This window comes from Streptomyces sp. TLI_55 (assembly GCF_900206255.1).
Classification (GTDB): Bacteria; Actinomycetota; Actinomycetes; order Streptomycetales; family Streptomycetaceae; genus Streptomyces; species Streptomyces aquilus.
This window is the reverse complement of the sequence record NZ_OAOJ01000001.1, coordinates 2,551,582-2,577,570: the sequence shown is the minus strand read 5'-3', so window position 1 is coordinate 2,577,570 and position 25,989 is coordinate 2,551,582. Positions and strand designations below refer to the sequence as shown.

The window sequence follows — 25,989 nt, the reverse complement described above, 5'->3', positions numbered from 1 at the left end:
GCCCCTGGTTCAGCAGTCCCTGACCTGGTCGGCCTCGGCGGCGTCGCGGCGTCTGCGGACGACTACGTAGAGGGCGCCCCCGGCCACCAGCAGGGAGATCAGGAAGAAGACAGGCAGTGTCATGTACCCAGGGGTACGCCCGCGCGGGCGCCCGGCCAGGGCATTGACCCGAACGAGGGCGCTGCTCCCCGGACCCTCACGACGTGATCAGGTCACCCGTGTCCACCGGCGTCGTCGCGTTCGCCGCGCGCTCGGCGTCGGCGGCCACCTCGTCGGCGGTGAGGACGTACCCCGTCTCGTCGTCCGACGTCGACCGGGCGAAGACCACGCCGTACACCTTGCCGTCCGTGGTCAGCAGCGGTCCGCCGGAGTTGCCCGGCCGGACGGTGGACCGGATCGAGTAGATCTCGCGGGTCACGCTGGCGTCGTTGTAGATGTTCTGGCCGGTCGCCCGGACCCGGTTCGCGACCGTGGCCGCCTGGAGGTTGAGGTCGCCGTCCTGCGGATAACCGGCGACGACCGCGGAGTCCCCGCGCGAGGCGCTGTCGTCGAACTTCAGCACCGGCGCCTGAAGCCCCGGCACGTACAGCACGGCCACGTCCCGGTCCGGATCGAAGAGCACGACCTGCGCCTCGTACGACCTGCCGACCCCGCCGATCCGCACGCTCGGCCCGTCGATGCCCGCCACCACGTGCGCGTTCGTCATCACGTGCTCCGGCGCGTACACGAAGCCGCTGCCCTCGCGGCCCTGGGTGCCGGAGGCGCCCTCGATCTTCACCGTGCTGACCTTGGCGGCGGTCGTGGCGGCCCGGGTGACGCTGTCGCCGGTGGGCTTGGCGACCCGGGCCGTCGACTCGTTCTCGAACGGGTTGAAGACCTGCGGGAAGCCCGCCTCGGTCAGCGCGGACGTGGCCCGCGAGAACCAGCCCGGTGTGGTGTCCGGCATCGCGTCCTGCACCGCGCCCAGCAGCCGCGAGTCCTGGATCGACGACGTGAGCAGCGCCGACGAGGACGCGCCCAGCACGCTCGCCGCCACCCACGCCACGATCAGCACGGCCACCGAGTTGGCGGCGGCCCCGCCGATCCCGTCGGCGACCCGCAGCGGCCCCTTGTCCAGCTCCCGGCGCAGCCGCAGCGCCAGCCGCCCCGCCAGTTCGTGCCCCACCACGGCCGGGACCAGCACCGTCAGCACCGCGGTCACCGTCGCCGACGTACTGCCCGGTGTCACCAGGTCCATCATCCAGGGCAGCACCCACACCCCGATGACCGCGCCGCCCACGAACCCGGCGAAGGAGACACAGCCGGCCATGAGGCCGCGCCGGTAGCCGGATGCCGCGTAGGCCAGGACGACCAGCACCAGCACGATGTCGAGCAGATCCACGGAGCCGCCTTTCTCTCGGACCCCTTATTACGGGCGGGACGGGCCCGGTGATCAGTACGCCGCGCGCGTGGCGCCGGAACCGGCCACGCGCGCGTGCACACGATGTCCGTGCACCCGGAGGAACGCCCCGGACCTGGACGATGGTTCCACCGGGTGGCACACCACACATCGCGGGCGCGGCGGATCGGGCCGAGAGTGGGACCATGCGTGTCCGAAGAGCACGGGGGATGCGAAGAGGCCGCCGACCGGTCCGAATACGGACGGGGCCGCCGTGGCGAAGCCGCCGCGCGCTGCTCCTGCTGTCCTGTGTGCCCGGCCTCGCGGCCGTGGTGGCCCTGGTCCTGTGCGCGACCGGCGTCGAACGCCGTGCCGAGGCCCGCCCCGCGCACGCCCTCGCCGCCCGCCCGGCCGCCGCGCACCACGCGCCGAGGCCGCACATCGTGCCGCGCTCGGTGTGGGCGACGGGTACGGGCGAGGCGAACAGCGTCGCCCGGACCCCGCCCCCCGCGCGGTACGACGACAAGGTCGTCGCCGTCTTCATCCACCACACCGACTCGCCCAACGACTACGACTGCGCCGACGCGCCCCGCATCATCCGCTATCTCGCGGCCGGCCAGACCGGCGTCCGCGACTGGGACGACATCGGCTACAACTTCCTGGTCGACCGCTGCGGCACGATCTACGAGGGCCGCGCGGGCGGCGTCGACCGCCCCGTCACGGGCGCCCACACCCAGGGCTTCAACCACCGCACCAGCGGCATAGCGGCCCTCGGCACCTTCACGGCGGGCGTCCGGGTCCCCCCGGCCATGACGCACGCGATCGCCGCGCTGGCGGCGTGGAAGCTGGGCCTGGCGGACGTCGACCCGCGCGCGAGCGTCAAGCTCGTGTCGAGCAACAGCTACAGCCGCTACCCCGCCGGCACCACCGCTGCCCTCCCGGCCGTCGCCGGCCACAACGAGGGCTACATGACCAGCTGCCCCGGCGCCGCCCTCACCGCCGAACTCCCCGCCATCCGGAACGAGGCGGCCCGCCTCCAGGGCAGGCGCACCCCCTCACCGACGCCCGAGGTAGACCCGCACCGCTCGCTGTAGGACGGCCCCCTGGCTGCCCACCGGCCGCTCCCACTCGCCGAGGTGCTCCACGACCCGCCCACCCGCCCCGGTCTTGAAGAGCAGCCGCCCCAGCAGCTTGTTCTCCGTCAGTACGGGCGTGACGGAGCGCAGGTCGTACGTCTCGGCGCCCGCCGCGCGGGCGTCGTTGAGCATCCGCCACAGCAGGGCGCTGCTGGGCCGGAGCTGACGCCCCTGACGCCCGGAGGCGGCGTACGAGTGCCAGCCCTTGGCCCCCACGTTGATCATCAGCGCGGCGGACAGCACGACCCCGTCGTACTCGGCGAGATACAGCCGCACCTGGTCGTCGTCCAGCGCGTTGAGCGCCTTCCACAGGCGCCGGAAGTACTCCGGCGGCCGGGCCCTGAAGCCGTCGTGGGCGGCGGTCGAGGCGTAGAGGCGGTGGAAGTCGGGCAGATCGGCGGCGCTTCCCCAGCCGACCCGGACACCGGCGTTCTCCGCGGTCCGCAGCGCCTGCTCCCAGTGCGGGGCGAGGGCCGCGCGCAGCTCGTCCACGGACCGCCCGGCGAGCGGCACCTGACACCCGTACCGCGGCTGCCCGAGCCCGAACCCGTTCCCCTCCTCGGCACACCGCCGCCACCCGAGCCGCTCCAGCCGCGCCCCGGCGTCCAGCGCGAACCCGTCCACCCCGTCCGCGGGCACCTCCCGCAGATGCCGTACGGCGGGATCGGCGACGCCCGCGGCGACGGTGCCCGGCTCCCAGTGCCGCACCACCAGCGGCGGCCCGATCCGCAGCGAGAAGGCACCGCGCTTCTCCACGTGCGCGACGAGCGGGTCGAGCCAGGGTTCGAGGCGCGACCGCCAGTCGATCGAGGGCCCCTCCGGGACGTACGCGAGGACGCGTCGGGTCCCCGGCAGCGGCCGGTACAGCACCAGCGCGGCGGCGACCGGCACCTCGTCCCCGTCGAACCAGCCCACGCTCTCCGCCTGCCAGTCGGGCTTCACATCGCCCCACTCGGGGATCTGGAGATGACTGGCCGCGGGGTGCCGCCCCAGATGGGCGAGATGCTCCTCGCGCGATATCTCCCGCACGTAAGGGCTGGTCATGGGCAGGGCGCTCCTGTTCGGGGCGGCCACGGTACGCCGGGTGTCACGCCACCGGTCAAGAGATCAAAGGTGAACTTTCCGAGGAACGGCCTCGCCAATCGCGGGCGGGCTCAGCCCCTGAACCGCTCCCACAGCTTCGGGTACCGCTCCGCGAGTGCCGCCTCGTCCTCGAAGTCGATCGGCGTGCCCTCCGGCTCCGGTGCCGCCGGCGGGATGCCGAGGTCGGGTGCGACGGTGCCGGTGAGCTGCTCGTACGCCTCGTCCGCCGCGTAGCCGAGCTCCTCGCCGTCCCCGTCGATCTCCTCGTCGAAGTCGCCGAGCAGGTCGGCCAGCGAGTCGGGGGCGTGCACGGCACCCTCGTACACCTCACGGCCCTGCCCGATCAGCCAGCACCGGAAGAAGTCGAAGGCGTCGTCGCTGGCCCCGTCCAGCAGCAGCCAGGCGGCGCCCCACAGATCCCAGGTGTACGCGCGGTTGTAGCGGGCCTCGAAGTGACGGGCGAAGTCGAGGACCATCTCCGGGTCCAGCTGGAGGAGTCTGTCGACGAGCAGGTCGGCCTGCTCCTCGGGGTCGCCTTCGGCGGCCTCGCGGGTGGCGTCCACCAGCTCCCAGAACTCCGTCTCGTCCATCACGGGTCCAGCATCGGCCCTGCGCGGGTGGGGCGCACGTGGAGTGCGGCGGATTGTTATGTCCCGTACAGGCGCCCCAGGCGCAGCGCGTCCGCGGCGAAGCGCGCCCGCAGGCGCTCCGGGGCCAGCACCTCCACTTCCGGCCCCAGTCCCGCGAGCTGGGAGTGCGCGACCTCCTCGGACTCCACCGGCACGGTCACCGTCACCCAGCCCTCCGCGTCCGGCGCAGCGGCCCGCGCCAGCGCCTCCCGCACGGAGAGCCGGTCCAGGACGTGCGGCAGCACGCGCACGCCGTCCGGGGACAGCCGTACGACCACTTCGGCGCGCAGGATGGCCCGCGCGAACTGTGCGGCCCGCTCCTCCCAGAACCCCGGCAGATCGAAGTCCTCGTCGCGGTCGAAGCGATCGCCGGCGGGCTCCACCGCCGTGAACCGGTCGATCCGGTACACCCGGAACGCTCCGGACGCCTCCGGCACCCGCGCGCACAGGTACCAGACGCCCGCCTTCAGCACGAGCCCGTACGGCTCCAGCTCCCGCTCCACCTCCGCCTCGCCCTTGCGGTAGCGCGCGAGGACCCGCCGGTCGTCCCACACCGCGTCCGCGACGGCGGGCAGCAGCTCGGGCGTCTTCGGCTCGCTCCACCAGGTCGGGGCGTCGAGGTGGAAGCGCTGGGCGGCCGAGCGCGAGGCGTCCCGCAGTGAGGGCAGCAGTGCCGCCGACACCTTCAGACGGGCCGCCGAGGCCGCGTCCTCCAGGCCCATCTCGCGCAGCGCCCCCGGCAGCCCGGACAGGAACAGCGCCTCCGCCTCACCGCGGTGCAGGCCGGTGAGCCGGGTCCGGTACCCGCCGATCAGCCGGTACCCGCCGGCCCGCCCCCGCTCCGCGTACACCGGCACCCCCGCCTCGGACAGCGCCTGCGCGTCCCGGGTGACGGTCCGCTCGGACACCTCCAGCTCCTCGGCGAGCTCGGCGGCGGTCATGGAGGGACGGGACTGGAGGAGGAGCACCATCTTGATCAGGCGGGCGGCACGCATGGGCTCATCATGCAACGAGGCCCCCGCCGCGGCGGGGGCCTCGTCACTCACTGAACTCACCGAGCTGCTACAGCCCGTACTTCTCGCGCGCTTCCTTCACAGCCGTCGCCTTGACCTCGCCACGGCGGGCCAGCTGGGCCAGCGCGGCCACGACGATCGACTCGGCGTCGACACCGAAGTGGCGGCGGGCCGCCTCGCGGGTGTCGGAGAGGCCGAAGCCGTCCGCGCCCAGCGACGAATAGTCCTGCTCGACCCACTGCGCGATCTGGTCCGGGACCTGGCGCATGTAGTCGGAGACGGCCAGCACCGGGCCCTCGGCGCCGTGCAGCGCCTGACGGACGTACGGCACCCGCTCCTCGCCGCGCAGCAGGGCCGCGTCGGCCTCCAGCGCGTCACGGCGCAGCTCGGTCCAGGACGTCGCGGACCAGACGTCGGCCGCCACGCCCCACTCCTCGGCCAGCAGCCGCTGCGCCTTCAGGGCCCAGTGGATCGCCGTGCCGGAGCCCAGCAGCTGGATGCGCGGGGCGTTGGCCGCGGCCACGTCCAGGCCAGCCGACTCCGCGGTGTTGAAGCGGTACAGGCCCTTGACGATGCCTTCGTCGATGCCGAGGCCGGCCGGCTTGGCCGGCTGCGGGAGCGGCTCGTTGTAGACCGTCAGGTAGTAGAAGACGTTCGGGTCCTCACCCGGGGCCGCCTCGCCGTACATCCGGCGCAGACCGTCCTTGACGATCGTGGCGACCTCGTACGCGAACGCCGGGTCGTACGTCAGGGACGCGGGGTTGGTCGCCGCGATCACCGGCGAGTGGCCGTCCGCGTGCTGGAGGCCCTCGCCCGTCAGCGTCGTACGACCGGCCGTCGCGCCCACCAGGAAGCCGCGGCCCAGCTGGTCGCCGAGCTGCCACATCTGGTCGGCCGTGCGCTGCCAGCCGAACATCGAGTAGAAGATGTAGAACGGGATCATCGCCTCACCGTGCGTGGAGTACGCGGTGGACGCGGCGATGAAGTCGGCCATCGAACCGGCCTCGGTGATCCCCTCGTTGAGGATCTGGCCGTTCTTGGCCTCCTTGTAGTACATCAGCTGGTCGCGGTCGACCGGCTCGTACGTCTGGCCCTTGGGCGAGTAGATGCCCAGGGACGGGAAGAGGCTCTCCATGCCGAAGGTGCGCGCCTCGTCGGGGACGATCGGCACCCAGCGCTTGCCCGTCTCCTTGTCGCGGACCAGGTCCTTGACCAGGCGGACGAAGGCCATGGTGGTGGCCACGTTCTGGGAGCCGGAGCCCTTGTCGAAGGAGGCGAAGGCCTTCTCGGCGGGGGCGGGCAGCGGGGCCAGCGCGTGCGTGCGGCGGGCCGGGGCCGGGCCGCCGAGGGCCGCGCGGCGCTCCTGGAGGTAGCGCACCTCGGGGGAGTCGGCGCCGGGGTGGCCGTAGGGCACGACACCGTCGACGAAGTCGCTGTCCGAGATGGGCAGCTCAAGAAGATCACGCATCGTCTTGAACTCGTCCACCGTCAGCTTCTTCATCTGGTGGTTGGCGTTCTTCGACGCGAAGCCCTCGCCGAGCGTGTGGCCCTTGACCGTCTGGGCCAGGATCACCGTCGGGGCGCCCTTGAACTCGACCGCGGCCTTGTAGGCGGCGTACACCTTGCGCGCCTCGTGGCCACCGCGGGAGAGGTGGAAGCACTCCAGGATCTTGTCGTCGGACAGCAGCTTGGCCATCTCGATGAGCGCGGGGTCGGCCCCGAAGAAGTCCTGGCGGATGTAGGCGGCGTCGCGGGTCTGGTACGTCTGGACCTGCGCGTCCGGTACCTCGCGCAGCCGGCGTACGAGCGCGCCCGTGGTGTCGAGCTGGAACAGCTCGTCCCACGCGCTGCCCCACAGCGTCTTGATGACGTTCCAGCCGGCGCCGCGGAACTGGGCCTCCAGCTCCTGCACGATCTTGAAGTTCGCACGGACCGGGCCGTCGAGGCGCTGCAGGTTGCAGTTGATGACGAAGGTGAGGTTGTCGAGACCCTCACGCGAGGCCAGTGCGAGTGCCGCGGTGGACTCGGGCTCGTCCATCTCACCGTCACCGAGGAAGGCCCAGACGTGCGAAGCGGACACGTCCTTGATGCCGCGGTTGGTGAGGTACCGGTTGAAGCGCGCCTGGTAGATGGCGGAGAGCGGACCGAGCCCCATGGAGACGGTCGGGAACTCCCACAGCCAGGGCAGCCGGCGGGGGTGCGGGTACGAGGGCAGGCCGTTGCCGCCGGACTCGCGGCGGAAGTTGTCGAGGTGCGCCTCGTTGAGGCGGCCGTCGAGGAAGGCGCGGGCGTAGATGCCGGGGGAGGCGTGGCCCTGGATGTAGAGCTGGTCGCCGGAACCGTCGGCTTCCTTGCCCTTGAAGAAGTGGTTGAAGCCGGTCTCGTAGAGCCAGGCCGCGGAGGCGAAGGTGGCGATGTGGCCGCCGACGCCGTACTTGCTGCCCCGGGTCACCATGGCGGCCGCGTTCCAGCGGTTCCAGGCGGTGATCCGGGCCTCCATCTCCGGGTCACCGGGCAGGCCCGGCTCCGCGGAGGTGGGGATGGTGTTGACGTAGTCGGTCTCGAGGAGCTTCGGCAGCGCGATGCCGTTGCCCTCCGCCCTCTCCAGCGTGCGGCGCATCAGGTACGCGGCACGGTGCGGGCCGGCAGCCTTGGCGACCGCGTCCAGGGAGGCCTGCCATTCGGCGGTCTCCTCGGGGTCCCGGTCGGGGAGCTGGTCGAGCTCGCTCGGCTGGATGGCGTTGGGGTCGGTCATGTCGCCGCCTTCCTCAGTCGAAGGGGGTTCCCTCATCGGTAAGGGTTCGGGGGTGCCCTTGGTCTTTGGCAGGACAGGGCTTGAGCTTCGGTAGAAGCCCGTCAGGCCCCGGTGGAGGCCCGTCGGCGACTGTAACTCGCTGATCGATGATCGATCAAAGGGTTGAGAGGCAAAACCTCTCGAAACCGAGAAAGTAGGCACGCGGTGCCTTCGGTGATGGCACCGGGTGACCTTGTTGAGGGCCTGTTTTCGCAGGTGAGCGGGGGGCTGCTCGGGTGGTGCGGAGTGGTGTCACGTACCTGGGGGCGCGGGGAACTGCGCGCCCAGCCACAACGCACCCGCAGCCGACAATGCACCCTTACTACTCGCCTTCATGCCGGGGCGCACACCCCAACACATGCGCCTTCACCAACTCCGCGATACGAGGATCCCGACGCCGAAACGCCTGCACCAGCTCCTCGTGCTCCTCCGCGTACGACTGCTGCACCGTCCCCAGCCACCGAATCGACAGCGCCGTGAACACCTCGATGCCCAGCCCCTCCCAGGTGTGCAACAACACCGAGTTGCCCGCCGCCCGCACCATCTCCCGGTGGAACCCCACCGTGTGCCGCACCTGGGCCGTCCCGTCCGACTCCCGGTCCGCCTCGTACAGCGCGGCGACATGCGGTTCGAGGGCCGAGCAGTCGCCCGCCAGCCGCTCCGCCGCCAGCTCCGCCGCGATCGCCTCCAGACCGGCCCGGACCGGGTAGCTCTCCTCCAGGTCGGCCGCCGTCAGGTTCCGCACCCGCACGCCCTTGTTCGGCGCCGACTCGATCAGCCGCAGCGACTCCAGCTCGCGCAGTGCCTCCCGCACCGGCGTCTGGCTGACCTCCAGCTCCGTCGCGATCCGACGCTCGACGATGCGCTCGCCCGGCTTCCAGCGCCCGCTCACGATCCCCTCCACGATGTGCTCGCGGATCTGTTCGCGCAGCGAGTGGACGACGGGCGCGGTCATGAGTGCTCCTTAACGAGGGGCCGCCCATCGGCCCCGAGGGCGTTTGACGTTTAGACAATAAGGCCGCAAGCGCTTCCCGGAGGGGCGCACGGGGGCGCTTTCCCGCAGGTGAGACGAGACTTACACGCTCACAGGACGACTCGCCCTGTAAAGCCCCGTACCGGAGCGGCCCCGGAGGCGTCACCGCCGTGTCACCGGAGGAACCCCGGCCCGCCGCTTCCCCGTCGCGGTCGGCATGGGGTGCCCGCGCGGGGTGCCCCCGCACCATCGGGGGATGGCATGAACAACCGAGGACGGCGCGGAGCGCTCCGCTGGACGGCCGCGGCGGCCGTGATCGGCGCGATGGTCGGCATCACCGGCTGCCAGCAGACGGCGCCCCGGGCGAAGGCGGCGGCCACGCCCAGCGGCACCGAGGCGATCACCAACATGGCGGGCGGCGGCCAGGCCGGCGGCGGCGCTTGCGTCTTCGTCAAGCCGGACGGGGCGCAGAAGTTCGGGCACGTCGGCTGGGGCTTCCGGGTCACCGGCACCGACCAGTGGGTCTACGGCGCCGTGGAGAACCCCACCAACAAGCTCTACACCCCGCCGGGCGGCGACATCGGCGCCTGGCACGCGCAGGGATCGTACGACCGCATGCTCAGCGACATGTCCCGGGACGCCCACTACCCCGGCAAGTCGACGCACCCGTACAGCCGTTACCGCTGTGTCGCGTCCTCGACCAGTGACGTGAACGCGGCCTGGGCCATGATCCGCAGCGTCGAGAGTCGCGGCTTCCTCGTCGGCTTCGACCGGAAGACCGGCGAACTCACCTCACGCGACTGCCTCGACGCCACCTACGACGTCCTGAAGGCCTACCGGACCCGGCACCTGACCTACTCGCCCCGGCTCAACGTCCCGAACGTGTGGGTCGAGACCCTGTGGGCCTGGAGCGACCGCACGCTGACGCCCCGGTAGCGGACATGACGGTGCCCCGCCCGGAACGCTCCGGACGGGGCACCGTACAGGCACTGAAGAGGCTTACAGGCCGAGCTCGACCTCGAACTCGCCCGCCTCCAGGATCGCCTTGACCGCGGTCAGGTAACGGGCCGCGTCGGCGCCGTCCACCAGACGGTGGTCGTAGGAGAGGGTCAGGTAGGTCATGTCGCGGACGCCGATGACCGTGCCCTCCTCGGTCTCGATGACCGCCGGGCGCTTGACCGTGGCACCGATACCGAGGATCGCGACCTGGCCCGGCGGCACGATGATCGTGTCGAAGAGCGCACCGCGCGAACCGGTGTTGGAGATGGTGAAGGTCGCGCCGGACAGCTCGTCGGGCGTGATCTTGTTGGCGCGGACCTTGCCGGCCAGCTCCGCCGTGGCCTTCGCGATGCCGGCGATGTTGAGGTCGCCCGCGTGCTTGATGACCGGGGTCATCAGGCCCTTCTCGGAGTCCACCGCGATACCGATGTTCTCGGTGTCGAAGTAGGTGATCGTGCCTTCGCCCTCGTTGATCTTGGCGTTGATCGGCGCGTGCGCCTTCAGCGCCTGGGCCGCGGCCTTGACGAAGAACGGCATCGGGGAGAGCTTGACGCCCTCACGGGCCGCGAACGCGTCCTTGGCGCGGGCGCGCAGCTTCATCAGACGCGTGACGTCGACCTCGACGACCGAGGACAGCTGCGCCTGCTCGTGCAGCGCCTTGACCATGTTGTCGCCGATGACCTTGCGGATGCGCGGCATCTTGACGGTCTGGCCACGGAGGGGGGAGGCCTCCAGGGTCGGCGCCTTCTTGGCGGCGGGGGCGGCCGGGGCTGCGGCGGCCGGAGCCGGGGCAGCGGCGGCGGCCTTCGCGGCCTCGGCGGCGGCGATGACGTCCTGCTTGCGGATACGACCGCCGACGCCGGTGCCCTTGACGGCGGACAGCGCGACACCGTGCTCGGCGGCGAGCTTGCGCACCAGCGGGGTCACGTAGGCGCCGTCGTCACCGGAGGTCGCGGCCGGAGCCGGGGCCGCGGGGGCGACCGGAGCCGGAGCGGCCGGCGCGGGGGCCGGGGCGGCCGGAGCCGGAGCGGCGGCGACCGGGGCGGGCGCGGGAGCCGGCGCGGCGGGGGCCGGAGCCGGGGCCGGCGGCGCCACGGGGGCGGCCGGGGCGGCGGGAGCCGGGGCAGCGGCGGCCGGAGCCGGAGCCGCGGGGGCGGCAGCGGCGGCCGGAGCGGCACCCGGGGCACCGATGACGGCGAGCTTGGCGCCGACCTCGGCGGTCTCGTCCTCACCGACGGTGATCTCCAGCAGCACACCGGAGGTGGGCGCCGGGATCTCGGTGTCGACCTTGTCCGTGGAGACCTCGAGCAGCGGCTCGTCGGCCTCGACGGAGTCGCCGACCGACTTCAGCCAGCGGGTGACGGTGCCCTCGGTGACGGACTCGCCGAGCGCGGGCAGGACGACGTCCGTGCCCTCGGCGCTGCCGCCGCCGGTGGCGGCCTCAGCGGTGGGAGCGGGCGCCGGGGCGGCCTGCTCGGTGGACGGGGCGGCAGCGGCCGGCTCCGGAGCCGCGGCGGGCTCGGGGGCGGGCTCGGCGGCCGGGGCCGGGGCGGCGGCGGGGGCGCCGGTGCCGTCGTCGATGATGGCCAGCTCGGCGCCGACCTCGACGGTCTCGTCCTCGGCGACCTTGATGGAGGACAGGACGCCGGACACCGGGGAGGGGATCTCGGTGTCGACCTTGTCGGTCGACACCTCGAGCAGCGGCTCGTCGGCCTCTACTCGCTCACCCTCGGCCTTCAGCCAGCGGGTGACAGTGCCCTCGGTGACGCTCTCGCCGAGCGCCGGAAGGGTTACGGAAACCGCCATGGTTTCGGTTGCTCCTTACGAATTGCGGAAGTCTGTGTCGTCGCGGAGTCGCGTGCGCTTCGTCGACCGAGGGTCAGTCGTGAGCGTGCAGCGGCTTGCCGGCCAGCGCCAGGTGGGCCTCGCCGAGCGCCTCGTTCTGCGTCGGGTGGGCGTGGATGAGCTGGGCGACCTCGGCCGGCAGCGCCTCCCAGTTGTAGATCAGCTGGGCCTCGCCGACCTGCTCGCCCATGCGGTCGCCGACCATGTGGACGCCGACCACGGCACCGTCCTTGACCTGGACGAGCTTGATCTCGCCCGCGGTCTGGAGGATCTTGCTCTTGCCGTTGCCCGCCAGGTTGTACTTCAGAGCGACGACCTTGTCCGCACCGTAGATCTCCTTGGCCTTGGCCTCGGTGATACCGACGGAGGCGACCTCCGGGTGGCAGTAGGTCACGCGGGGGACACCGTCGTAGTCGATCGGGACGGCCTTGAGGCCGGCCAGACGCTCCGCAACCAGGATGCCCTCGGCGAAGCCGACGTGCGCGAGCTGGAGGGTCGGGACCAGGTCGCCGACGGCGGAGATGGTGGGGACGTTCGTCCGCATGTACTCGTCGACCAGGACGTAGCCGCGGTCCATCGCGACGCCCTGCTCCTCGTAGCCGAGACCGGCGGAGACCGGGCCGCGGCCGACGGCCACCAGCAGGACCTCGGCCTCGAACTCCTTGCCGTCGGCCAGGGTGACCTTGACGCCGTCGGCGGTGTACTCGGCCTTCGAGAAGAACGTGCCCAGGTTGAACTTGATGCCGCGCTTGCGGAACGCGCGCTCGAGCAGCTTCGAGGAGTTCTCGTCCTCGACCGGGACGAGGTGCTTCAGGCCCTCGATGACGGTGACGTCCGCACCGAAGGACTTCCACGCGGAGGCGAACTCGACGCCGATGACACCGCCGCCGAGGATGATCGCGGACTTCGGCACGCGGTCCAGGACGAGGGCGTGGTCCGAGGAGATGATGCGGTTGCCGTCGATCTCCAGGCCAGGCAGCGACTTCGGCACGGAGCCGGTCGCCAGGAGCACGTGGCGGCCCTGGATGCGCTGGCCGTTCACGTCGACGGAGGTGGGGGAGGAGAGCCGCCCCTCACCCTCGATGTACGTCACCTTGCGGGAGGCGACAAGCCCCTGGAGGCCCTTGTACAGGCCGGAGATGACACCGTCCTTGTACTTGTGGACCCCGGCGATGTCGATGCCCTCGAAAGTGGCCTTCACACCGAACTGCTCGCTCTCGCGGGCCTGGTCGGCGATCTCGCCCGCGTGGAGCAGGGCCTTCGTGGGGATGCATCCCCGGTGCAGGCAGGTGCCGCCGACCTTGTCCTTCTCGATCAGGGCGACGTCCAGGCCCAGCTGCGCCCCGCGCAGGGCCGCGGCGTAACCGCCACTACCACCGCCGAGGATCACTAGGTCGAAAACGGTGCTGGCGTCGTTCGCCACGTCACGTCCTCCATGCATGTGCGCCTACGCCGGTCTGCGGTGACCGGTCGGCGGCTGGTGTCCGGCCGCTCTTTCTTCGGCCCTGTGGTGGGGCCCTGTCCTGCCGAGCCCCATCTTCGCACTTGTCCGAAGCGAACGAGACGCCGGGCCGGGGTGTGAGACACCACACGCTCACATGTGAAGAGGCGGCTAGGTGAGGGCCCCAAGGGGCGCGGGGAACTGCGCGACCAGCCACAACCGGCCCGCAGCCGCCCACGCCCCTGAGCGACCGAGCTCCTAGGCGTACATCACCCCAGGTCACCGGAGGCAGTGAGCTCCGCCAGCCGCACCAACGTACGCACCGCGGTACCCGTACCTCCCTTGGGCGTGTACCCGAACGGCCCACCCTCGTTGAACGCCGGACCCGCGATGTCGAGGTGCGCCCAGGTGATCCCCTCGCCCACGAACTCCCGCAGGAAGAGCCCGGCGACCAGACCGCCACCCATCCGCTCACCCATGTTCGCGATGTCGGCGGTCGGGGAGTCCATGCCCTTGCGCAGATGCTCGGGCAGCGGCATCGGCCACGCCGGCTCGCCGACCTCCTCCGCGGCCTCGTGCACGGCCGTGCGGAACGCGTCGTCGTTGGCCATGATCCCGTACGTCCGGCTGCCCAGCGCCAGCATCATCGCCCCGGTCAGCGTCGCCACGTCGACGATCGCGTCCGGCTTCTCCTCCGACGCCGCCCACAGCGCGTCGGCCAGCACCAGCCGGCCCTCCGCGTCGGTGTTGAGGACCTCGACGGTCTTGCCGCTGTACATGCGCAGCACGTCACCCGGACGCACCGCGGACCCCGACGGCATGTTCTCGGCGAGCGCCAGCCACCCGGTGACGTTCACCTCGAGACCGAGCCGCGCGACGGCGACGACGGCGGCGAAGACGGCCGCCGCACCGCTCATGTCGCACTTCATCGTCTCGTTGTGACCGGCCGGCTTCAGCGAGATGCCGCCCGAGTCGTACGTGATGCCCTTGCCGACCAGCGCGAGGTGCTTCTTCGCCTTGGAGGAGGTGTACGACAGCTTCACCAGCCGCGGCTTGGCCTCGGAACCGCCGCCGACGCCCAGGATGCCGCCGTAGCCGCCCTTGACCAGCGCCTTGTCGTCGAGCACCTGCACCTTGAGGCCGTGCTCCTTGCCCGCGGCCTGCACGATGGCGGCGAAGGCCTCCGGGTACAGGTCGTTCGGCGGGGTGTTGATCAGGTCCCGAGCGCGGTTCAGCTCCTCCGAGACCGCCAGGGCCCGCTCGACGGCCGCCTTGTAGGCGCGGTCGCGGGGCTTGCCGCCCAGCAGGGCCACCTCGGCGAGCGGCGCCCTGCCCTTCTTCGGGTCCTTGCCGTTCTCCTTGTACGCGTCGAAGGAGTACGCGCCCAGCAGCGCGCCCTCGGCGATCGCACCGGCGTCCGCGGCGTCCGTCAGCGGCAGCGCGAACGCGGCCTTCTTCGAGCCGGTCAGCGCGCGGGCGGCCGTACCGGCGGCCCGGCGCAGCGCCTCGGCGTCGAAGGAGGAGTCCTTCTCGGGCTCCGGGCCGAGACCCACGGCCACCACGAGCGGCGTCTTGAAACCGGACGGCGCGGGCAGCTTCGTCACCTCGCCCTCTGCACCGGAGGCGCCGAGGGTCTCCAGGACGCCGGCGAGCTTGCCGTCGTAGGCCTTGTCCACGGCTTCGGCGCCCGGGGCGACGACCAGGCCCCCGGACCGGGCTGCAGCGCCCTTGGCGACACCGATCACGATCGCGTCGGCCCGCAGGCCGGGCGCCGCGGCGGTGCTGAGAGTGAGAGCAGTCACGGTGGTGAAATCTCGCTTCCGATGTGAAGTTCCAGTGGTCGAAACGGGTGGGTCGACCGGGCCCGACAGCCGACCCTAGATCTGCCTGAGAGGATGGCATCGACCGGGGCCTTCACCCCGTCGATGAACACCCGGACCGAGCCTACGCGCGTGGCGCGGTTTCGCTCATTCCTACGGGCGTTCACCTGTGGGTGGCGTCGTGGCCACTACTCAGCTCTCACGCCCCGTCACCTCGGTCACACTCGCTGTGTTCCCGGCGGCCGCTCTGTTCGCCGCTTTGCATGTTTTCCATGGATCCTCCCCGGATTTCCCGCAAAGGGGCCACATGAGGATCTTCTGGGGGGAAGGACACCCAATGGCGCAAAGTGCGCACAGATGGAAGGCCGCCGCCGCCGTCTCCACGGCGGCGGGGCTGATCGCGCTGGGCCTGGGGGCGCCCGGCGCCGCCGCGGCGACGACACCGCGCATCGATCTGAAGGTGCTGGTCGTGGACAACGGCGACAGCCCCGTCCAGGCCATCACCGCTCAGCTCAAGAACACCGGCATCCCGTACACCGTCGTCGACCTGAACGACGCGAACCGCCCCGCCATCACGGCCGCGTTCCTCGCCGACACCGTCAACGGCACGCCCCGGGCCAGATACCAGGGCGTCGTGCTGCCCAACGAGGCCCCGTTCGGGGCCGGTTCGGCGGAGCAGACCGCGCTGGAGACGTACGAGAAGACGTACGGCATCCCGCAGGTCGACGCCTACACCTGGGCGCACCCGGAGGTGGGCCTGGACTACAGCGCGTACTCCGGGACGCTGGACGGCCGGACGGCCGACGTCACCAAGGCAGGCAAGGCGGGCTGGTTCGGTTACCTCGACGGGGCCGTCACCTTCGAGGACAACTCCGCCTCGACGCAGGAGAGTTACGGCTTCGTCGCCACGCCTCGCACGGGCTTCACCAGCTACGTCGACGTCCCTGTGCCGGGCGGCACCGGCCGGGGCAGCCTGATCGGCGAGTACGCCCACGACGGCCGCCGCGAACTCGTCGTGACCTTCGCCTACAACCAGTACCAGCAGCAGTTCCGGGTGCTGGCCGGCGGCATCGTCGAGTGGCTGACCCAGGGCGTGCACCTGGGGCAGGCCCGCAACTACTTCGAGGTCCACGTCGACGACGTGTTCGCCCCCGACAGCCGCTGGGACACCGCACACAACTGCACTCCGGGCAACTTCGCCTGCCCCGGCGACGGCGCGGGGGCCGTCCCGATCCGGATGACCGCCGCCGACGCCCAGTACGCGGCGCAGTGGCAGCAGGAGCACGGCTTCAAGCTCGACATGGTCTACAACGCCGGTTCCGGCGAGGAGTGGAAGACCGAGAACGGCGGCACCGACGCGCTCGCCGCCCAACTGCTCGCCGACAAGGCCAAGTACCGCTGGATCAACCACACTTACACGCACAAGTTCCTCGGCTGCGTCCAGGACACCACCAGCGTGCCGTGGAGCTGCGCCAAGAACCCCGACGGCAGCACCCAGTACCTCAGCCGCGCCGACATCTCCGCGGAGATCAGCGACAACTACAACTGGGGCGTCGGCAAGGGCCTCCCGCTCAACCGCGCCGAACTGGTCACCGGCGAACACTCGGGCCTGCGCACCCTGCCCCAGCAGCCCGACGACAACCCCAACCTCGCGGGCGCGCTGGCCGCGAACGGAGTCAAGTGGATCGCCTCCGACAACTCCCGTGAACCCGAGCAGCGTTCGGTCGGCGGCAGCACCCTCACCGTGCCGCGCTACCCGATGAACGTGTACTACAACACGGGCACCGACGCGGAGATGGCCGACGAGTACAACTGGATCTACGCCTCGGCGGCCGACGGCGGCAGCGGCCTGTGCGAGAACAACCCGTCCTCCACCTGCCTGCCCGCGCCCCTCGACACGGCCACCGGCTACCGGTCGTACATCGTCCCGCGGGAGGCCCGCACCGCCCTCGGGCACGTGGTCTCGGGCGACCCGCGCCCGCACTACGCCCACCAGTCCAACCTGGCCGAGGACCGCACGCTCTACCCGGTCCTGAACAAGGTGCTGGCCGACTACCAGGCCCTGTTCGCCGACGACACCCCGCTGGAGAACCTCGCCCAGGCCGCCATCGGCACCGAACTCCAGCGCCGCGCCGCCTGGCAGGCCGCGCTGGCCTCCGGCAAGGTCACGGCGTACCGCGTCGGCACCACGGTGACGGTCACGGCCCCGAGCGGGACGCAGATCCCGGTGACGGCACCGGAGGGAACGAAGCAGCAGCTTCTTCTCGGTACGACCACCTTCGGTACGGCGTACGCGGGAAGGCGCTCGGCCTGGGGGACGCCCGCGGCACTGCAGTCGGCGCTGACGCTGAAACTGCCGTAAGCAGCAACGCCCCGAAGGGGCGCGGGGAACTGCGCGCTCGGCCACACCGAACCCGCAGTCGGCCATGGCGCGCAGTTCCCCCGAACAACATCCGCACAACAGGGGAGAACCGCGCGGCAATGCGCACGGGCAGACACGTCACCATGCTCACCGAAGGCACCTACCCGCATGTCCACGGCGGCGTCAGCACCTGGTGCGACCAGCTGGTCAAGGGCATGCCGGAGGTCGACTTCCACATCCTGTCGCTCACCGGCAGCGGCCGCGAACCCGTGACCTGGGAGCTACCACCGAACGTCTACCGCCACACCTCGGTCCCCACCTGGGGCCCGCGCCCGGGCCGCAGGTCCGCCCCCTTCGGCAGGGCGAGGCGCCGCTTCCTCGACTCCTACGAGCGTTTCCTGCTCTCCTTCCTGGACCCGGAGGCGGGGGACCCCCACGATTTCGGTGAGGCCCTCTACGACCTGGCCCGACTCGCCCGCGACGGACGGCTGTCGGCGGCCCTGCGCACGGAGTCCGCCCTGCGCTCCCTGATATGGATCTGGACGATGCCGCACCTGCCCACGGCCGCCGCCCGCCCCACGGTCCACGACGCCCTCACCGCCACCGACCTTCTCGAACACGCCCTGCGCCCGCTGGGCGTCCGCATCCCGGAGGACTCGGTGGCGCACGCCGTGAGCAGCGGCCTGGCCACGCTGCCGGCCCTCGCCGCCCACGCCCTCGACGGGGTGCCGTTCCTCCTCACCGAGCACGGCATCTACCTCCGCGAGCGCTACCTCGGTTACCGCTCCGACGCCCAACGCTGGCCGGTGAAGGCGTTCATGCTCGGCTTCTACCGCGAGCTCAACTCCCTCGGCTACCGGGCCGCCGACCTGATCACCCCCTGCAACCAGTACAACCGCCGCTGGGAGGAGCGCGGCGGCGCCGACGCCGACAAGATCCGCACTGTCTACAACGGCGTCGACCCGGCCGCCTTCCCGCACGCCGGCCCCGAGCCCGAGATCCCCACCCTCACCTGGTGCGGCCGCGTGGACCCCATCAAGGACCTGGAGACCCTGATCCGCTCCTACGCGATGGTCCGCGCCGAACTCCCGGAAACCCGCCTGCGCCTGTTCGGGCCGGTCCCACCGGGCGGCGAGGAGTACCGCACCCGCCTGGAGAAGCTCGCCGCCGAACTCGGCGTCACCGACGGCCTCACCTTCGAGGGCCGCATCAGCGAGGTCTGGCGCGCCTACGCCGCCGGCCACGTGGTGATGCTCTCCTCCATCTCCGAGGGCTTCCCGTTCTCCATCATCGAGGCCATGTCCTGCGGCCGTACGACGGTGTCGACGGACGTCGGCGGAGTACGCGAGGCCGTCGGCGACACCGGCCTGGTGGTCCCGCCGAGGGAGCCCGAGAAGATGGCGGCAGCGGCCCTGACCCTCCTCAGGGACGACGAACGCCGGCTGAAGCTCGGCGAGTTGTCCCGCCAACGAGTGATCGACCGCTTCACGCTCCGCCGCTCGGTGGACGCCTTCCGCACCATCTACCAGGAACTCGCGGGGCTGCCCGAGGTGTACGAGCCCGCGATCGAGACCGTCACCGACTGGACCCTGGAACTGCGCGACCCCTGGTACGCGGCGGTCGCGACGGACGGAACCGACTGGTGAGCGGCTCCCTCTGGCTGCCACCAGGCGCCCGCCCCGACACCTTCCCCACGATCCCCAAGCAGCGCACCACCCCCAGCTGGGCCGGCCCCGACCCCGTCGACGAACTCGCCGCCCGCCTCGACGACTTCGTGGCGGCGGCGGTCCACCCCGACGAGATCGCCGCGCTCCTGGAGTCCGACGGCCTGTCGGACGACCAGATACGCGAGCGGTACGGCGTGAAGAACTCCTTCGCGCTGGCCGAGGAACTCTACGAACGGGCCGCCCGCCGCCACCCCGAACCCCGGACCCCGCCCCATGACCCGTGGCGGATCAGCCTGTTGACCTGCCTGCTCCGGGGCGTGCTCTTCGCCCTCCCCGGCCTCGCCTACGTACTCGGTGCCGCGGACGCCCTTCCCCTCCTGGCCGCCGCCCTGACCGGCTGGACCTGGAACCAGGGCCTGGCCCATCGGGCGTACACCTGGCTGGGGTTGGGAGACGAGAGGGCGGCGAAGCGCAGTTTGCTGCTGGGGGCGCCGGCGGGGGTGGTGCTGGGTGCTGTGGTGGCATGGCTGGTGTCAGGCAGAGCGGATGGGGCCATGGTTTTCGCGGCGGGTCAGTCCTTGTACCTGGGAGCCTCGACGATCCTGCTGGTACGGGCCCGCGAACGAGCACTGCTGGTGGCCCTGTCGCCCATGGCGACAGGGGCAATCCTGACCCTGCTGCACCCCGTCCCGAACGCAGCGAGACTGACGTTGCTGCTGGCTTCCCTGCTGACGGTGACACTCCTGGCGTCACTTGAAGTCGTGCCTCAGGGCTGCGGACTCAAGGGGCGCGGGGCTGTATTGAATGTGCGGCTACCGCCGCGTGGGCGCGACCAGCCCCCACCCACCCGCAGACAACGAACAAGCCAAGGCCCCCCACTCATCGCGTCCTTCCCCTACGCCCTGTTCGGCCTGGCCACCGGCACCCTCGTCCTCCACGCAGCCCTCACCGACAACCTCACCGCCCTCGTCCTCACCCTGAGCATGGGCCCCGCCGAATACCTCCTCCACCGCCTCCGCAGCTCCACCCTCACCGCCCTACGCTCCACCACCACCCCCACCACCTTCCGCCGCACCACAACCCGCACCCTCCTGCACTGCCTCACCACCTACCTCCTCACCCTCCTCGCCCTGGCCCTGACCACGGGCATCGGCGCCACACCCCTGCTGCTCCTGGGCGCGGTCCTGTGGACGGCCCTGCTGCTCCAGTCCTTCGGCGCGATCCTCAGCACGACACTGATCTGCTCCACGGCGGCCCTGGCCCAGACCCTCGCCCTGCTGACCCACACCGGCAGCCCGCACACCGTCGCCCTGACCGTGTACGCGACCGCCGCCACGGCCCAAGCAGCGCTGTCCTGCGCCCTGTTGGGGAAAGCGACCGCCCACCGATGACGAACCTCCTGCTTCCGTACTACGAGCACCCGTCCGTCCGCCCCGCGGAATGGGACGCGATCATCGCGGCGGCCCCCCACCTCTACGCGGTCGTCCTCAACCCGGCGAGCGGCCCCGGCGACCACCCCGACGAGGCGTTCGTCGAGGTGGCCGCCCGGCTCAGAGCCGCAGGCGTACGGACCCTCGGTTACGTCGACACCGCCTACGCCCACCGCCCCCACACCGACGTCGTCCGCGACCTCGCCCACCACCGCGACTGGTACGGCACGGACGGTGCCTTCCTGGACCAAGTGGCCACAGGAGAAGCCGAATTCACCTACTACCGCCGCCTCGCGACAGCGGCCCGAGGCACCCTCGCCCTCAACCACGGAACCGCCCCGCACCCCTCCTACGCCCGCATCGCCGACGTCCTCGTGACGTTCGAGGGCCCCTGGAAGTCGTACCTCCACCTGGGCCCACCGAAGTGGCGCGGCGGCACGGACGTACGGCTGTGCCATCTCGTGTACGGCGTCCCGCGTGGCGCGGATCTCGCGGTGCACGGGCCGGATCTGTACTGCGGGGTGCCCGGCATGGGTGATCATCCTTGGGGTACGTTGCCCCACACCCTGGAGCCCGCTCAGTGAGACGCCTTCTGTGGCTGTTGCCCGTCCTCCTCCTCGCCGCCTGCACCACGGCCCAGGACGGAAAGCCGAGCCCCCGCTGGCAGCCCACCCCCGGTCTGGCCTGGCAGTGGCAGCTGAGCGGCCGGACGATCGACACCTCCGTCGACGTCCCGGTCTACGACATCGACGGCTTCGACCAGCCGAAGGCGACCGTGACCGCCCTGCACCGCAAGCACCGCAAGGTGATCTGCTACCTCTCCACCGGCGCCTGGGAGGACTGGCGGCCCGACGCGAAGAAGTTCCCCAAGTCGGTGATCGGCCGCGGCAACGGCTGGGAGGGCGAGCGCTGGCTGGACATCCGGCAGGTCGATGTCCTTGAGCCGCTCATCGCCGCCCGCATGGACATGTGCAAGGACAAGGGCTTCGACGCGGTGGAGCCGGACAACATGGACGGTTACAAGAACCGCACGGGATTCGACCTCCACGCCTCCGACCAGCTCCGCTACAACCGTCTGATCGCGAAGCTCGCGCACGACCGGGGCATGGCGGTGGGCCTGAAGAACGACCTGGACCAGATCCCGCAGCTGGTGCACGACTTCGACTTCGCGGTCAACGAACAGTGCGCCCAGTACGACGAGTGCGCGGCCAACACGCCCTTCATCAAGGCGGGCAAGGCCGTGTTCCACGTGGAGTACGAGCTGCCGACGAGTGCCTTCTGCGCCCAGTCGCGCCGGCTGAAGCTGAGCTCGATGGCGAAGAAGTACGAGCTGGGAGTGTGGCGCCGGGCCTGCTAGCCGCCGAAGCTGAGGACGACCAGCGCCGTCGTCGCCGCGGTCTCCGCGAGCCCGCCGAACACGTCCCCGGTGATCCCGCCGAAGCGGCGCGTGCAGTGCCGCAGCAGCAGCTCGGCGGCGGCAAGGGCGGCCACGACGGCGACGACAGGACCGTAGCTCCCCACCAGCAGCCCACCCCCGCCCGCCGCCACCAGCACGGCGACGACGACCCCGACCGCGCCCCCCACCGGCACCACCCCCGCCACCGCCGCCCCCAGCCCCTCCGGCCGGGCGGCCGGCACCCCGGCGCGGGCCGCCAGGGTCAGCGCGAGCCGCGCGACGACCGCCGCGACGACGGTGGCCACAGCGCCCCGGGTCCAGGAGTCGTCGTAGGCCCGTGCCAGCGCGGCCACCTGGCCCAGCAGCACGAAGACGAGGGTGATCACCCCGAACGGCCCGATGTCCGACTGCTTCATGATCCGCAGCGCGTCCTCCGCGGGCTTGCCGCTGCCGAGTCCGTCGGCGGTGTCGGCGATGCCGTCGAGATGCAGGCCCCGGGTCAGTACGGCCGGGACCGCGGCCGAGCCGACCGCGGCGAGCAGCGCCCCCGAGCCCAGCCACAGCAGCGCCAGCCCGACGCCCGCCGCCAGCCCGCCGATCACCACACCCACCAGCGGGGCGCACAGCATGCCACCGCGCGCCGCCTCCCGGTCCCAGCGGCTCACCCGGACGGGGAGCACACTCAGGGTGCCGAAGGCGAAACGGAGACCGTGGAGACGGCCGTGGACCTGCGGAGACGTGGACACGCCCGGAAGAGTAGCCCGGCCACCGGCCCCGCCAGACAGCGGCCACCGCCCCGCCCGACAGCCCACCACCCGGCCCCCGTACCCCGGTCGCCGCACCCGCCGGGCGGGCTGCCCCTCCTGGACCGACACTGGGCCCATGGGCCACTGGCTGCACCGCAACATCGTCGAACCAGGCAAACTGCCCCTGCTCCTGGCCCTGACCGCGTTCGTCGTCACCTTCCTCGTCACCCGGGTCATCACCCGCCTCATCCGCGCGGGCAAGGGGCCGTTCGGCAACATCAGCTCCGGCGGGGTGCACATCCACCACGTGGTGCCCGGGGTGATCCTGACGGTCCTCGGCGGTTTCGGGGCGGTCGCCAGCGGACGGCACGGCTTCGGGTCGGCGGCGTTCGCGGTGGTCTTCGGGGTCGGCGCCGGTCTGGTGCTGGACGAGTTCGCGCTGATCCTGCACCTGGACGACGTCTACTGGACGGAGGAGGGCAGACAGAGCGTCGAGGTCGTCGTCCTCACCGCGGCGCTGGTCGGGCTGATGCTGTCCGGGTTTGCCCCGTTCGGGGTCAACGACATGAGCCAGGAGGAGCTCAAGGACCGCGGCAGCGTCATCTCGACCGTCCTGATCAACTTCCTCTTCGCCCTCGGCGTGCTCCTCAAGGGCAAGACGCGGATGGCGATCTTCAGCGTGGTCGTCCCGTTCGTCGGCATCATCGGGCTCGTCCGCCTGGCCCGCCCCGGCTCACCCTGGGCCCGCCGCCTCTACCGCCGCCGCCCCCGGGCCCGCGCCAAGGCCACCCTGCGCGCCTACCGCCACGACCGCCGCTGGGCGGGCCCCCGCCGCCGCCTTCAGGACCTGATCGGCGGCAAGCCCGACCCGGACCCCGCACTCGAAGCCGGCCGCCGGTGACGCTGCCGCAGGGCCGACACCCCGCACAGCGCCAGCACCGCCACGATCGCCGCCAGATGCTCCTTGCCCGCGAGGTTGTCCTTCAGTACGACCTCGACCACCATCGCGCCGATCACCACCCCCGCGGTGACGTACGCCCGGTACCGCCACCCGAGGAACACGGCCAGCCCCACCACCGCCGCCGACGGGCCGGTGTCGACGACCAGCGCGTCCGAGGCGGGCAGGCCGAACGGGCTGTCGGGGCCCAGCCAGATGCCCACGCGCGCGTACAGCGTGCCGGCGAGCGTGGCGACGTACGCGATGACGAGCGTGCGCCACCAGCCCAGACAGATCTCCGCGATGCCGAAGACCAGCAGGATCTGGGCGAGGGCGCCCCAGACGGGGAGGTCGAGGGCGGGGACGAACAGCGACAGCGGAGTACGGAGCAGAGCCAGCCACAGCGGGTCCTCGGCCCGTACCGCCCCCACGTCCTCGACGAACCGGAAGCCCCACGACTGGTTGTGCACGAGGTGCAGCACCGCCGTCAGACACACCGCCCCGATCGTCATCGGCACCGCCCGCCACCGCCGCCGCACCAGCGGCCCGCGCACGGCGACGTACAGCGGCCCCCATTCGGTACGGGCCCAGCGGGCGAGTGTCGTCATCTCTGCTTCTCCAGGTGTGTCCGGTGCACCCCCGGCAGCTCCAGGAACCCTTCCGCGCGCGCCGAGGCGAGCCCGATGCGCGGCAGGTCCGCGCTCTTCTCGAAGAGCAGGAACCGCGGCTCCCAGATGGGCCGGTACTTGGCGTTGGCGCGGTACAGGGACTCGATCTGCCACCAGCGCGAGAAGAAGCTGAGCAGCGACCTCCACAGCCGCAGCACCGGACCCGCACCGAGCCGTCCACCACGTTCGAAGACCGACCGGAACATCGCGAAGTTGAGCGAGACCTGAGTGATCCCCATCTCGCGGGCCCGCAGCAGCAGCTCGATCACCATGAACTCGACCAGTCCGTTGTCGGAGTCCCGGTCCCGCCGCATGAGATCGAGCGACAGCCCGTGCGGCCCCCACGGCACGAACGACAGCAGAGCCTTCAAGTCACCTACGGCGTCCGTGCATTCGAGCATCACACAACGCCCGTCCCGCGCGTCCCCGAGCCGCCCCAGCGCCATGCTGAACCCGCGCTCGGTGGCCCCGTCCCGCCAGTCGTCGGCCCGCTTGACCAGCGTGGCCATCTCCACGGCCGGGATCTCCTCGTGCCGCCGGATCCGCACCGCGTACCCGGCCCGCCGCACCCGGTTGTGGGCCTGTCGCACGGTCCGCATGGCCCGCCCCTCAAGGGTGAACTCGGCGACCTCCACCAGTGCCTCGTCCCCGAGTTCCAGCGCGTCGAGCCCGTGCCGCGCGTACACGGTCCCCGCCTCCTCGCTCGCCCCCATCACCGCCGGGATCCACCCGTGCGCCCGCGCCTGGTCGAGCCACGGCTCGATGGCGCCGGGCCAGGCCTCCGGGTCGCCGAGCGGATCCCCGGAGGCCAGGGCCACACCTCCCACGACGCGATAGGCGACGGCGGCCTTGCCGCTCGGCGACCAGACGACGCTCTTCTCCCGGCGCAGCGCGAAGTAGCCCAGCGAGTCCCGCTCGCCGTGCCGGTCGAGCAGCTCCCGCAGCCGTTTCTCGTCGTCGTCGGTGAGCGGGTCGACGGCACGGCGGGAGCGGAAGGCGGCGTAGAGGACGGCGAGGAGGAGGACCGTGCTGAGCCCGTTGACGGTGACGTCGACCCAGTTGGGGGTGGCGATGCCGGGGGAGCGGAAGTCGGTGATGGAGACCAGGCGCAGGGTGCCGTAGCGCCAGCAGGCGGCGAAGGTGGAGTGCCGCTCGTTGGTCACCGTCACCAGCAGCGCCGCGAGCAGCGAGGAGGCGAGGAGTCCGCCCGCGCCGACGGCGGCGGCCAGCTTCGGGTTGGCCCGGTCGCCCTTGGCGTAGAACTCCCGCCGCCCGAGCACCAGCGCGCCCACGAAGGCGGCGGTCAGGCCCAGCGACACCCAGTTCTGCGGATGCCGCCGGATCTCCGGGAACACCATGGCGAACGCCAGCAGCGCGAGGAACGCCCCGCTCAGGCCGAGGTTGAGCAGCCATGCGGCCCGCTTGCGGCGCCGCATGGTGATCGCCAGGAACGCCGTGAAGACCCCGGAGGCGAAGCCGGCGGTCAGCAGATACGGCGTGAACAGATCCTCCTGGTTGTGCCGCCGCACGTCCTGCCCCAGGGACACCCACACCGCACTGAGGAAGTTGACGAACGCGACGAGCCGGAGGTACCAGACGGCAAAACGTGCGTATCCCATGAAGTGGGATCAAACCACTCCCTCGCCGTGACACTGCTCAACCACGACGGCGG

The 25,989-nt window shown here is 71.5% G+C and carries 21 protein-coding genes; 8 read left to right on the top strand and 13 right to left on the bottom strand.

Annotation, left to right across the window (positions count from 1 at the left end; translation table 11 throughout):
- Nucleotides 1-9: 9 nt before the first annotated feature.
- On the bottom strand, nt 10-123 hold the full coding sequence (locus CRP56_RS47120; RefSeq protein WP_257040689.1) for an LPXTG cell wall anchor domain-containing protein: 114 nt from the start codon (nt 121-123) through the stop codon (nt 10-12).
- Between the two features lie 73 nt (nt 124-196).
- Nucleotides 197-1,381 (bottom strand): MarP family serine protease, encoded by a 1,185-nt coding sequence (locus CRP56_RS12005; RefSeq protein WP_097263118.1) that lies wholly within the window; start codon nt 1,379-1,381, stop codon nt 197-199.
- Between the two features lie 140 nt (nt 1,382-1,521).
- On the opposite strand from CRP56_RS12005, the gene CRP56_RS12000 reads away from it, so the two are divergent.
- Nucleotides 1,522-2,472 carry a peptidoglycan recognition protein family protein gene (locus tag CRP56_RS12000; RefSeq protein ID WP_373559637.1) on the top strand — a complete coding sequence of 317 codons (951 nt, stop codon included), beginning with the start codon at nt 1,522-1,524 and terminating at the stop codon, nt 2,470-2,472.
- On the opposite strand, the gene CRP56_RS11995 is transcribed toward CRP56_RS12000, so the two are convergent.
- The 5 genes from CRP56_RS11995 to CRP56_RS11975 all read right to left on the bottom strand — a co-directional run bounded on the left by CRP56_RS11995 (nt 2,434) and on the right by CRP56_RS11975 (nt 8,988).
- Nucleotides 2,434-3,558, bottom strand: coding sequence for a lipid II:glycine glycyltransferase FemX (locus CRP56_RS11995; RefSeq protein WP_097263115.1), 1,125 nt, complete (start codon nt 3,556-3,558; stop codon nt 2,434-2,436). The genes CRP56_RS12000 and CRP56_RS11995 overlap by 39 nt on opposite strands.
- A 110-nt stretch (nt 3,559-3,668) precedes the next feature.
- Nucleotides 3,669-4,187, bottom strand: coding sequence for a DUF4240 domain-containing protein (locus CRP56_RS11990; protein WP_097263112.1), 519 nt, complete (start codon nt 4,185-4,187; stop codon nt 3,669-3,671).
- 56 nt (nt 4,188-4,243) lie between these two features.
- Nucleotides 4,244-5,221 (bottom strand): helix-turn-helix transcriptional regulator, encoded by a 978-nt coding sequence (locus CRP56_RS11985; RefSeq protein WP_097263109.1) that lies wholly within the window; start codon nt 5,219-5,221, stop codon nt 4,244-4,246.
- 67 nt (nt 5,222-5,288) lie between these two features.
- A complete protein-coding gene (gene aceE / locus CRP56_RS11980; protein WP_097263107.1) occupies nt 5,289-7,994 on the bottom strand; it encodes a pyruvate dehydrogenase (acetyl-transferring), homodimeric type in 2,706 nt (901 codons plus the stop codon).
- 361 nt (nt 7,995-8,355) lie between these two features.
- Nucleotides 8,356-8,988 carry a GntR family transcriptional regulator gene (locus CRP56_RS11975; protein WP_059191326.1) on the bottom strand — a complete coding sequence of 211 codons (633 nt, stop codon included), beginning with the start codon at nt 8,986-8,988 and terminating at the stop codon, nt 8,356-8,358.
- A 279-nt stretch (nt 8,989-9,267) separates the two neighbouring features.
- On the opposite strand from CRP56_RS11975, the gene CRP56_RS11970 reads away from it, so the two are divergent.
- Nucleotides 9,268-9,942 (top strand): hypothetical protein, encoded by a 675-nt coding sequence (locus CRP56_RS11970; protein ID WP_097263105.1) that lies wholly within the window; start codon nt 9,268-9,270, stop codon nt 9,940-9,942.
- Nucleotides 9,943-10,005: 63 nt separating this feature from the next.
- Here CRP56_RS11970 and sucB read toward each other — a convergent pair whose 3' ends face one another.
- The 3 genes from sucB to CRP56_RS11955 form a co-directional block, all read right to left on the bottom strand.
- Nucleotides 10,006-11,811 carry a 2-oxoglutarate dehydrogenase, E2 component, dihydrolipoamide succinyltransferase gene (sucB, locus tag CRP56_RS11965; RefSeq protein WP_097263103.1) on the bottom strand — a complete coding sequence of 602 codons (1,806 nt, stop codon included), beginning with the start codon at nt 11,809-11,811 and terminating at the stop codon, nt 10,006-10,008.
- Nucleotides 11,812-11,884: 73 nt separating this feature from the next.
- Nucleotides 11,885-13,273 (bottom strand): dihydrolipoyl dehydrogenase, encoded by a 1,389-nt coding sequence (gene lpdA / locus CRP56_RS11960; protein WP_059191323.1) that lies wholly within the window; start codon nt 13,271-13,273, stop codon nt 11,885-11,887.
- Between the two features lie 287 nt (nt 13,274-13,560).
- Complete coding sequence (locus tag CRP56_RS11955; RefSeq protein WP_097263100.1) at nt 13,561-15,093, bottom strand: leucyl aminopeptidase; 1,533 nt, start codon at nt 15,091-15,093, stop codon at nt 13,561-13,563.
- A gap of 355 nt (nt 15,094-15,448) precedes the next feature.
- Between CRP56_RS11955 and CRP56_RS11950 the strand changes: the two genes are divergently transcribed.
- From CRP56_RS11950 to CRP56_RS11930, 5 genes are all read left to right on the top strand, one after another.
- Entirely contained in the window at nt 15,449-17,473 is a 2,025-nt protein-coding gene (locus CRP56_RS11950; protein WP_097263097.1) for a hypothetical protein, read from the top strand.
- A 119-nt stretch (nt 17,474-17,592) separates the two neighbouring features.
- The gene (pelF, locus tag CRP56_RS11945) at nt 17,593-19,119 is read left to right on the top strand and encodes a GT4 family glycosyltransferase PelF (RefSeq protein ID WP_097263095.1); all 1,527 of its coding nucleotides are present in this window, start codon (nt 17,593-17,595) and stop codon (nt 19,117-19,119) included.
- On the top strand, nt 19,116-20,531 hold the full coding sequence (locus CRP56_RS11940; protein ID WP_097263093.1) for a hypothetical protein: 1,416 nt from the start codon (nt 19,116-19,118) through the stop codon (nt 20,529-20,531). Before pelF ends, CRP56_RS11940 begins: the two co-directional genes overlap by 4 nt.
- Nucleotides 20,528-21,154 (top strand): spherulation-specific family 4 protein, encoded by a 627-nt coding sequence (locus CRP56_RS11935; protein WP_097263091.1) that lies wholly within the window; start codon nt 20,528-20,530, stop codon nt 21,152-21,154. Before CRP56_RS11940 ends, CRP56_RS11935 begins: the two co-directional genes overlap by 4 nt.
- A complete protein-coding gene (locus CRP56_RS11930; RefSeq protein WP_097263089.1) occupies nt 21,151-21,927 on the top strand; it encodes an endo alpha-1,4 polygalactosaminidase in 777 nt (258 codons plus the stop codon). Before CRP56_RS11935 ends, CRP56_RS11930 begins: the two co-directional genes overlap by 4 nt.
- On the opposite strand, the gene CRP56_RS11925 is transcribed toward CRP56_RS11930, so the two are convergent.
- Nucleotides 21,924-22,712, bottom strand: coding sequence for an adenosylcobinamide-GDP ribazoletransferase (locus tag CRP56_RS11925; protein WP_257040675.1), 789 nt, complete (start codon nt 22,710-22,712; stop codon nt 21,924-21,926). The two genes, CRP56_RS11930 and CRP56_RS11925, sit on opposite strands and share 4 nt — an antisense overlap.
- Before the next feature lie 136 nt (nt 22,713-22,848).
- Between CRP56_RS11925 and CRP56_RS11920 the strand changes: the two genes are divergently transcribed.
- Nucleotides 22,849-23,613: a hypothetical protein gene (locus CRP56_RS11920; RefSeq protein ID WP_097263085.1), complete on the top strand. Its 765-nt coding sequence runs from the start codon at nt 22,849-22,851 to the stop codon at nt 23,611-23,613.
- Here CRP56_RS11920 and CRP56_RS47520 read toward each other — a convergent pair.
- Together CRP56_RS47520 and CRP56_RS11910 are read right to left on the bottom strand one after the other, a co-directional pair.
- Entirely contained in the window at nt 23,553-24,257 is a 705-nt protein-coding gene (locus CRP56_RS47520; protein ID WP_179850991.1) for a hypothetical protein, read from the bottom strand. The genes CRP56_RS11920 and CRP56_RS47520 overlap by 61 nt on opposite strands.
- A complete protein-coding gene (locus CRP56_RS11910; RefSeq protein ID WP_097263083.1) occupies nt 24,254-25,936 on the bottom strand; it encodes a phosphatidylglycerol lysyltransferase domain-containing protein in 1,683 nt (560 codons plus the stop codon). Before CRP56_RS11910 ends, CRP56_RS47520 begins: the two co-directional genes overlap by 4 nt.
- Between the last annotated feature and the right edge of the window lie 53 nt (nt 25,937-25,989).

Bases quoted from the DNA above. Each gene is read 5' to 3' on its own strand.
- aceE (WP_097263107.1), bottom strand. From the start codon at position 7,994: ATGACCGACCCCAACGCCATCCAGCCGAGCGAGCTCGACCAGCTCCCC.
- CRP56_RS12000 (WP_373559637.1), top strand. From the start codon at position 1,522: ATGGTTCCACCGGGTGGCACACCACACATCGCGGGCGCGGCGGATCGG.
- CRP56_RS11975 (WP_059191326.1), bottom strand. From the start codon at position 8,988: ATGACCGCGCCCGTCGTCCACTCGCTGCGCGAACAGATCCGCGAGCAC.
- CRP56_RS11970 (WP_097263105.1), top strand. From the start codon at position 9,268: ATGAACAACCGAGGACGGCGCGGAGCGCTCCGCTGGACGGCCGCGGCG.
- CRP56_RS11910 (WP_097263083.1), bottom strand. From the start codon at position 25,936: ATGGGATACGCACGTTTTGCCGTCTGGTACCTCCGGCTCGTCGCGTTC.
- CRP56_RS11950 (WP_097263097.1), top strand. From the start codon at position 15,449: ATGGCGCAAAGTGCGCACAGATGGAAGGCCGCCGCCGCCGTCTCCACG.
- sucB (WP_097263103.1), bottom strand. From the start codon at position 11,811: ATGGCGGTTTCCGTAACCCTTCCGGCGCTCGGCGAGAGCGTCACCGAG.
- pelF (WP_097263095.1), top strand. From the start codon at position 17,593: ATGCGCACGGGCAGACACGTCACCATGCTCACCGAAGGCACCTACCCG.
- CRP56_RS11935 (WP_097263091.1), top strand. From the start codon at position 20,528: ATGACGAACCTCCTGCTTCCGTACTACGAGCACCCGTCCGTCCGCCCC.
- CRP56_RS11920 (WP_097263085.1), top strand. From the start codon at position 22,849: ATGGGCCACTGGCTGCACCGCAACATCGTCGAACCAGGCAAACTGCCC.
- CRP56_RS47520 (WP_179850991.1), bottom strand. From the start codon at position 24,257: ATGACGACACTCGCCCGCTGGGCCCGTACCGAATGGGGGCCGCTGTAC.
- CRP56_RS11990 (WP_097263112.1), bottom strand. From the start codon at position 4,187: ATGGACGAGACGGAGTTCTGGGAGCTGGTGGACGCCACCCGCGAGGCC.
- CRP56_RS11995 (WP_097263115.1), bottom strand. From the start codon at position 3,558: ATGACCAGCCCTTACGTGCGGGAGATATCGCGCGAGGAGCATCTCGCC.
- CRP56_RS11985 (WP_097263109.1), bottom strand. From the start codon at position 5,221: ATGCGTGCCGCCCGCCTGATCAAGATGGTGCTCCTCCTCCAGTCCCGT.
- CRP56_RS47120 (WP_257040689.1), bottom strand. From the start codon at position 123: ATGACACTGCCTGTCTTCTTCCTGATCTCCCTGCTGGTGGCCGGGGGC.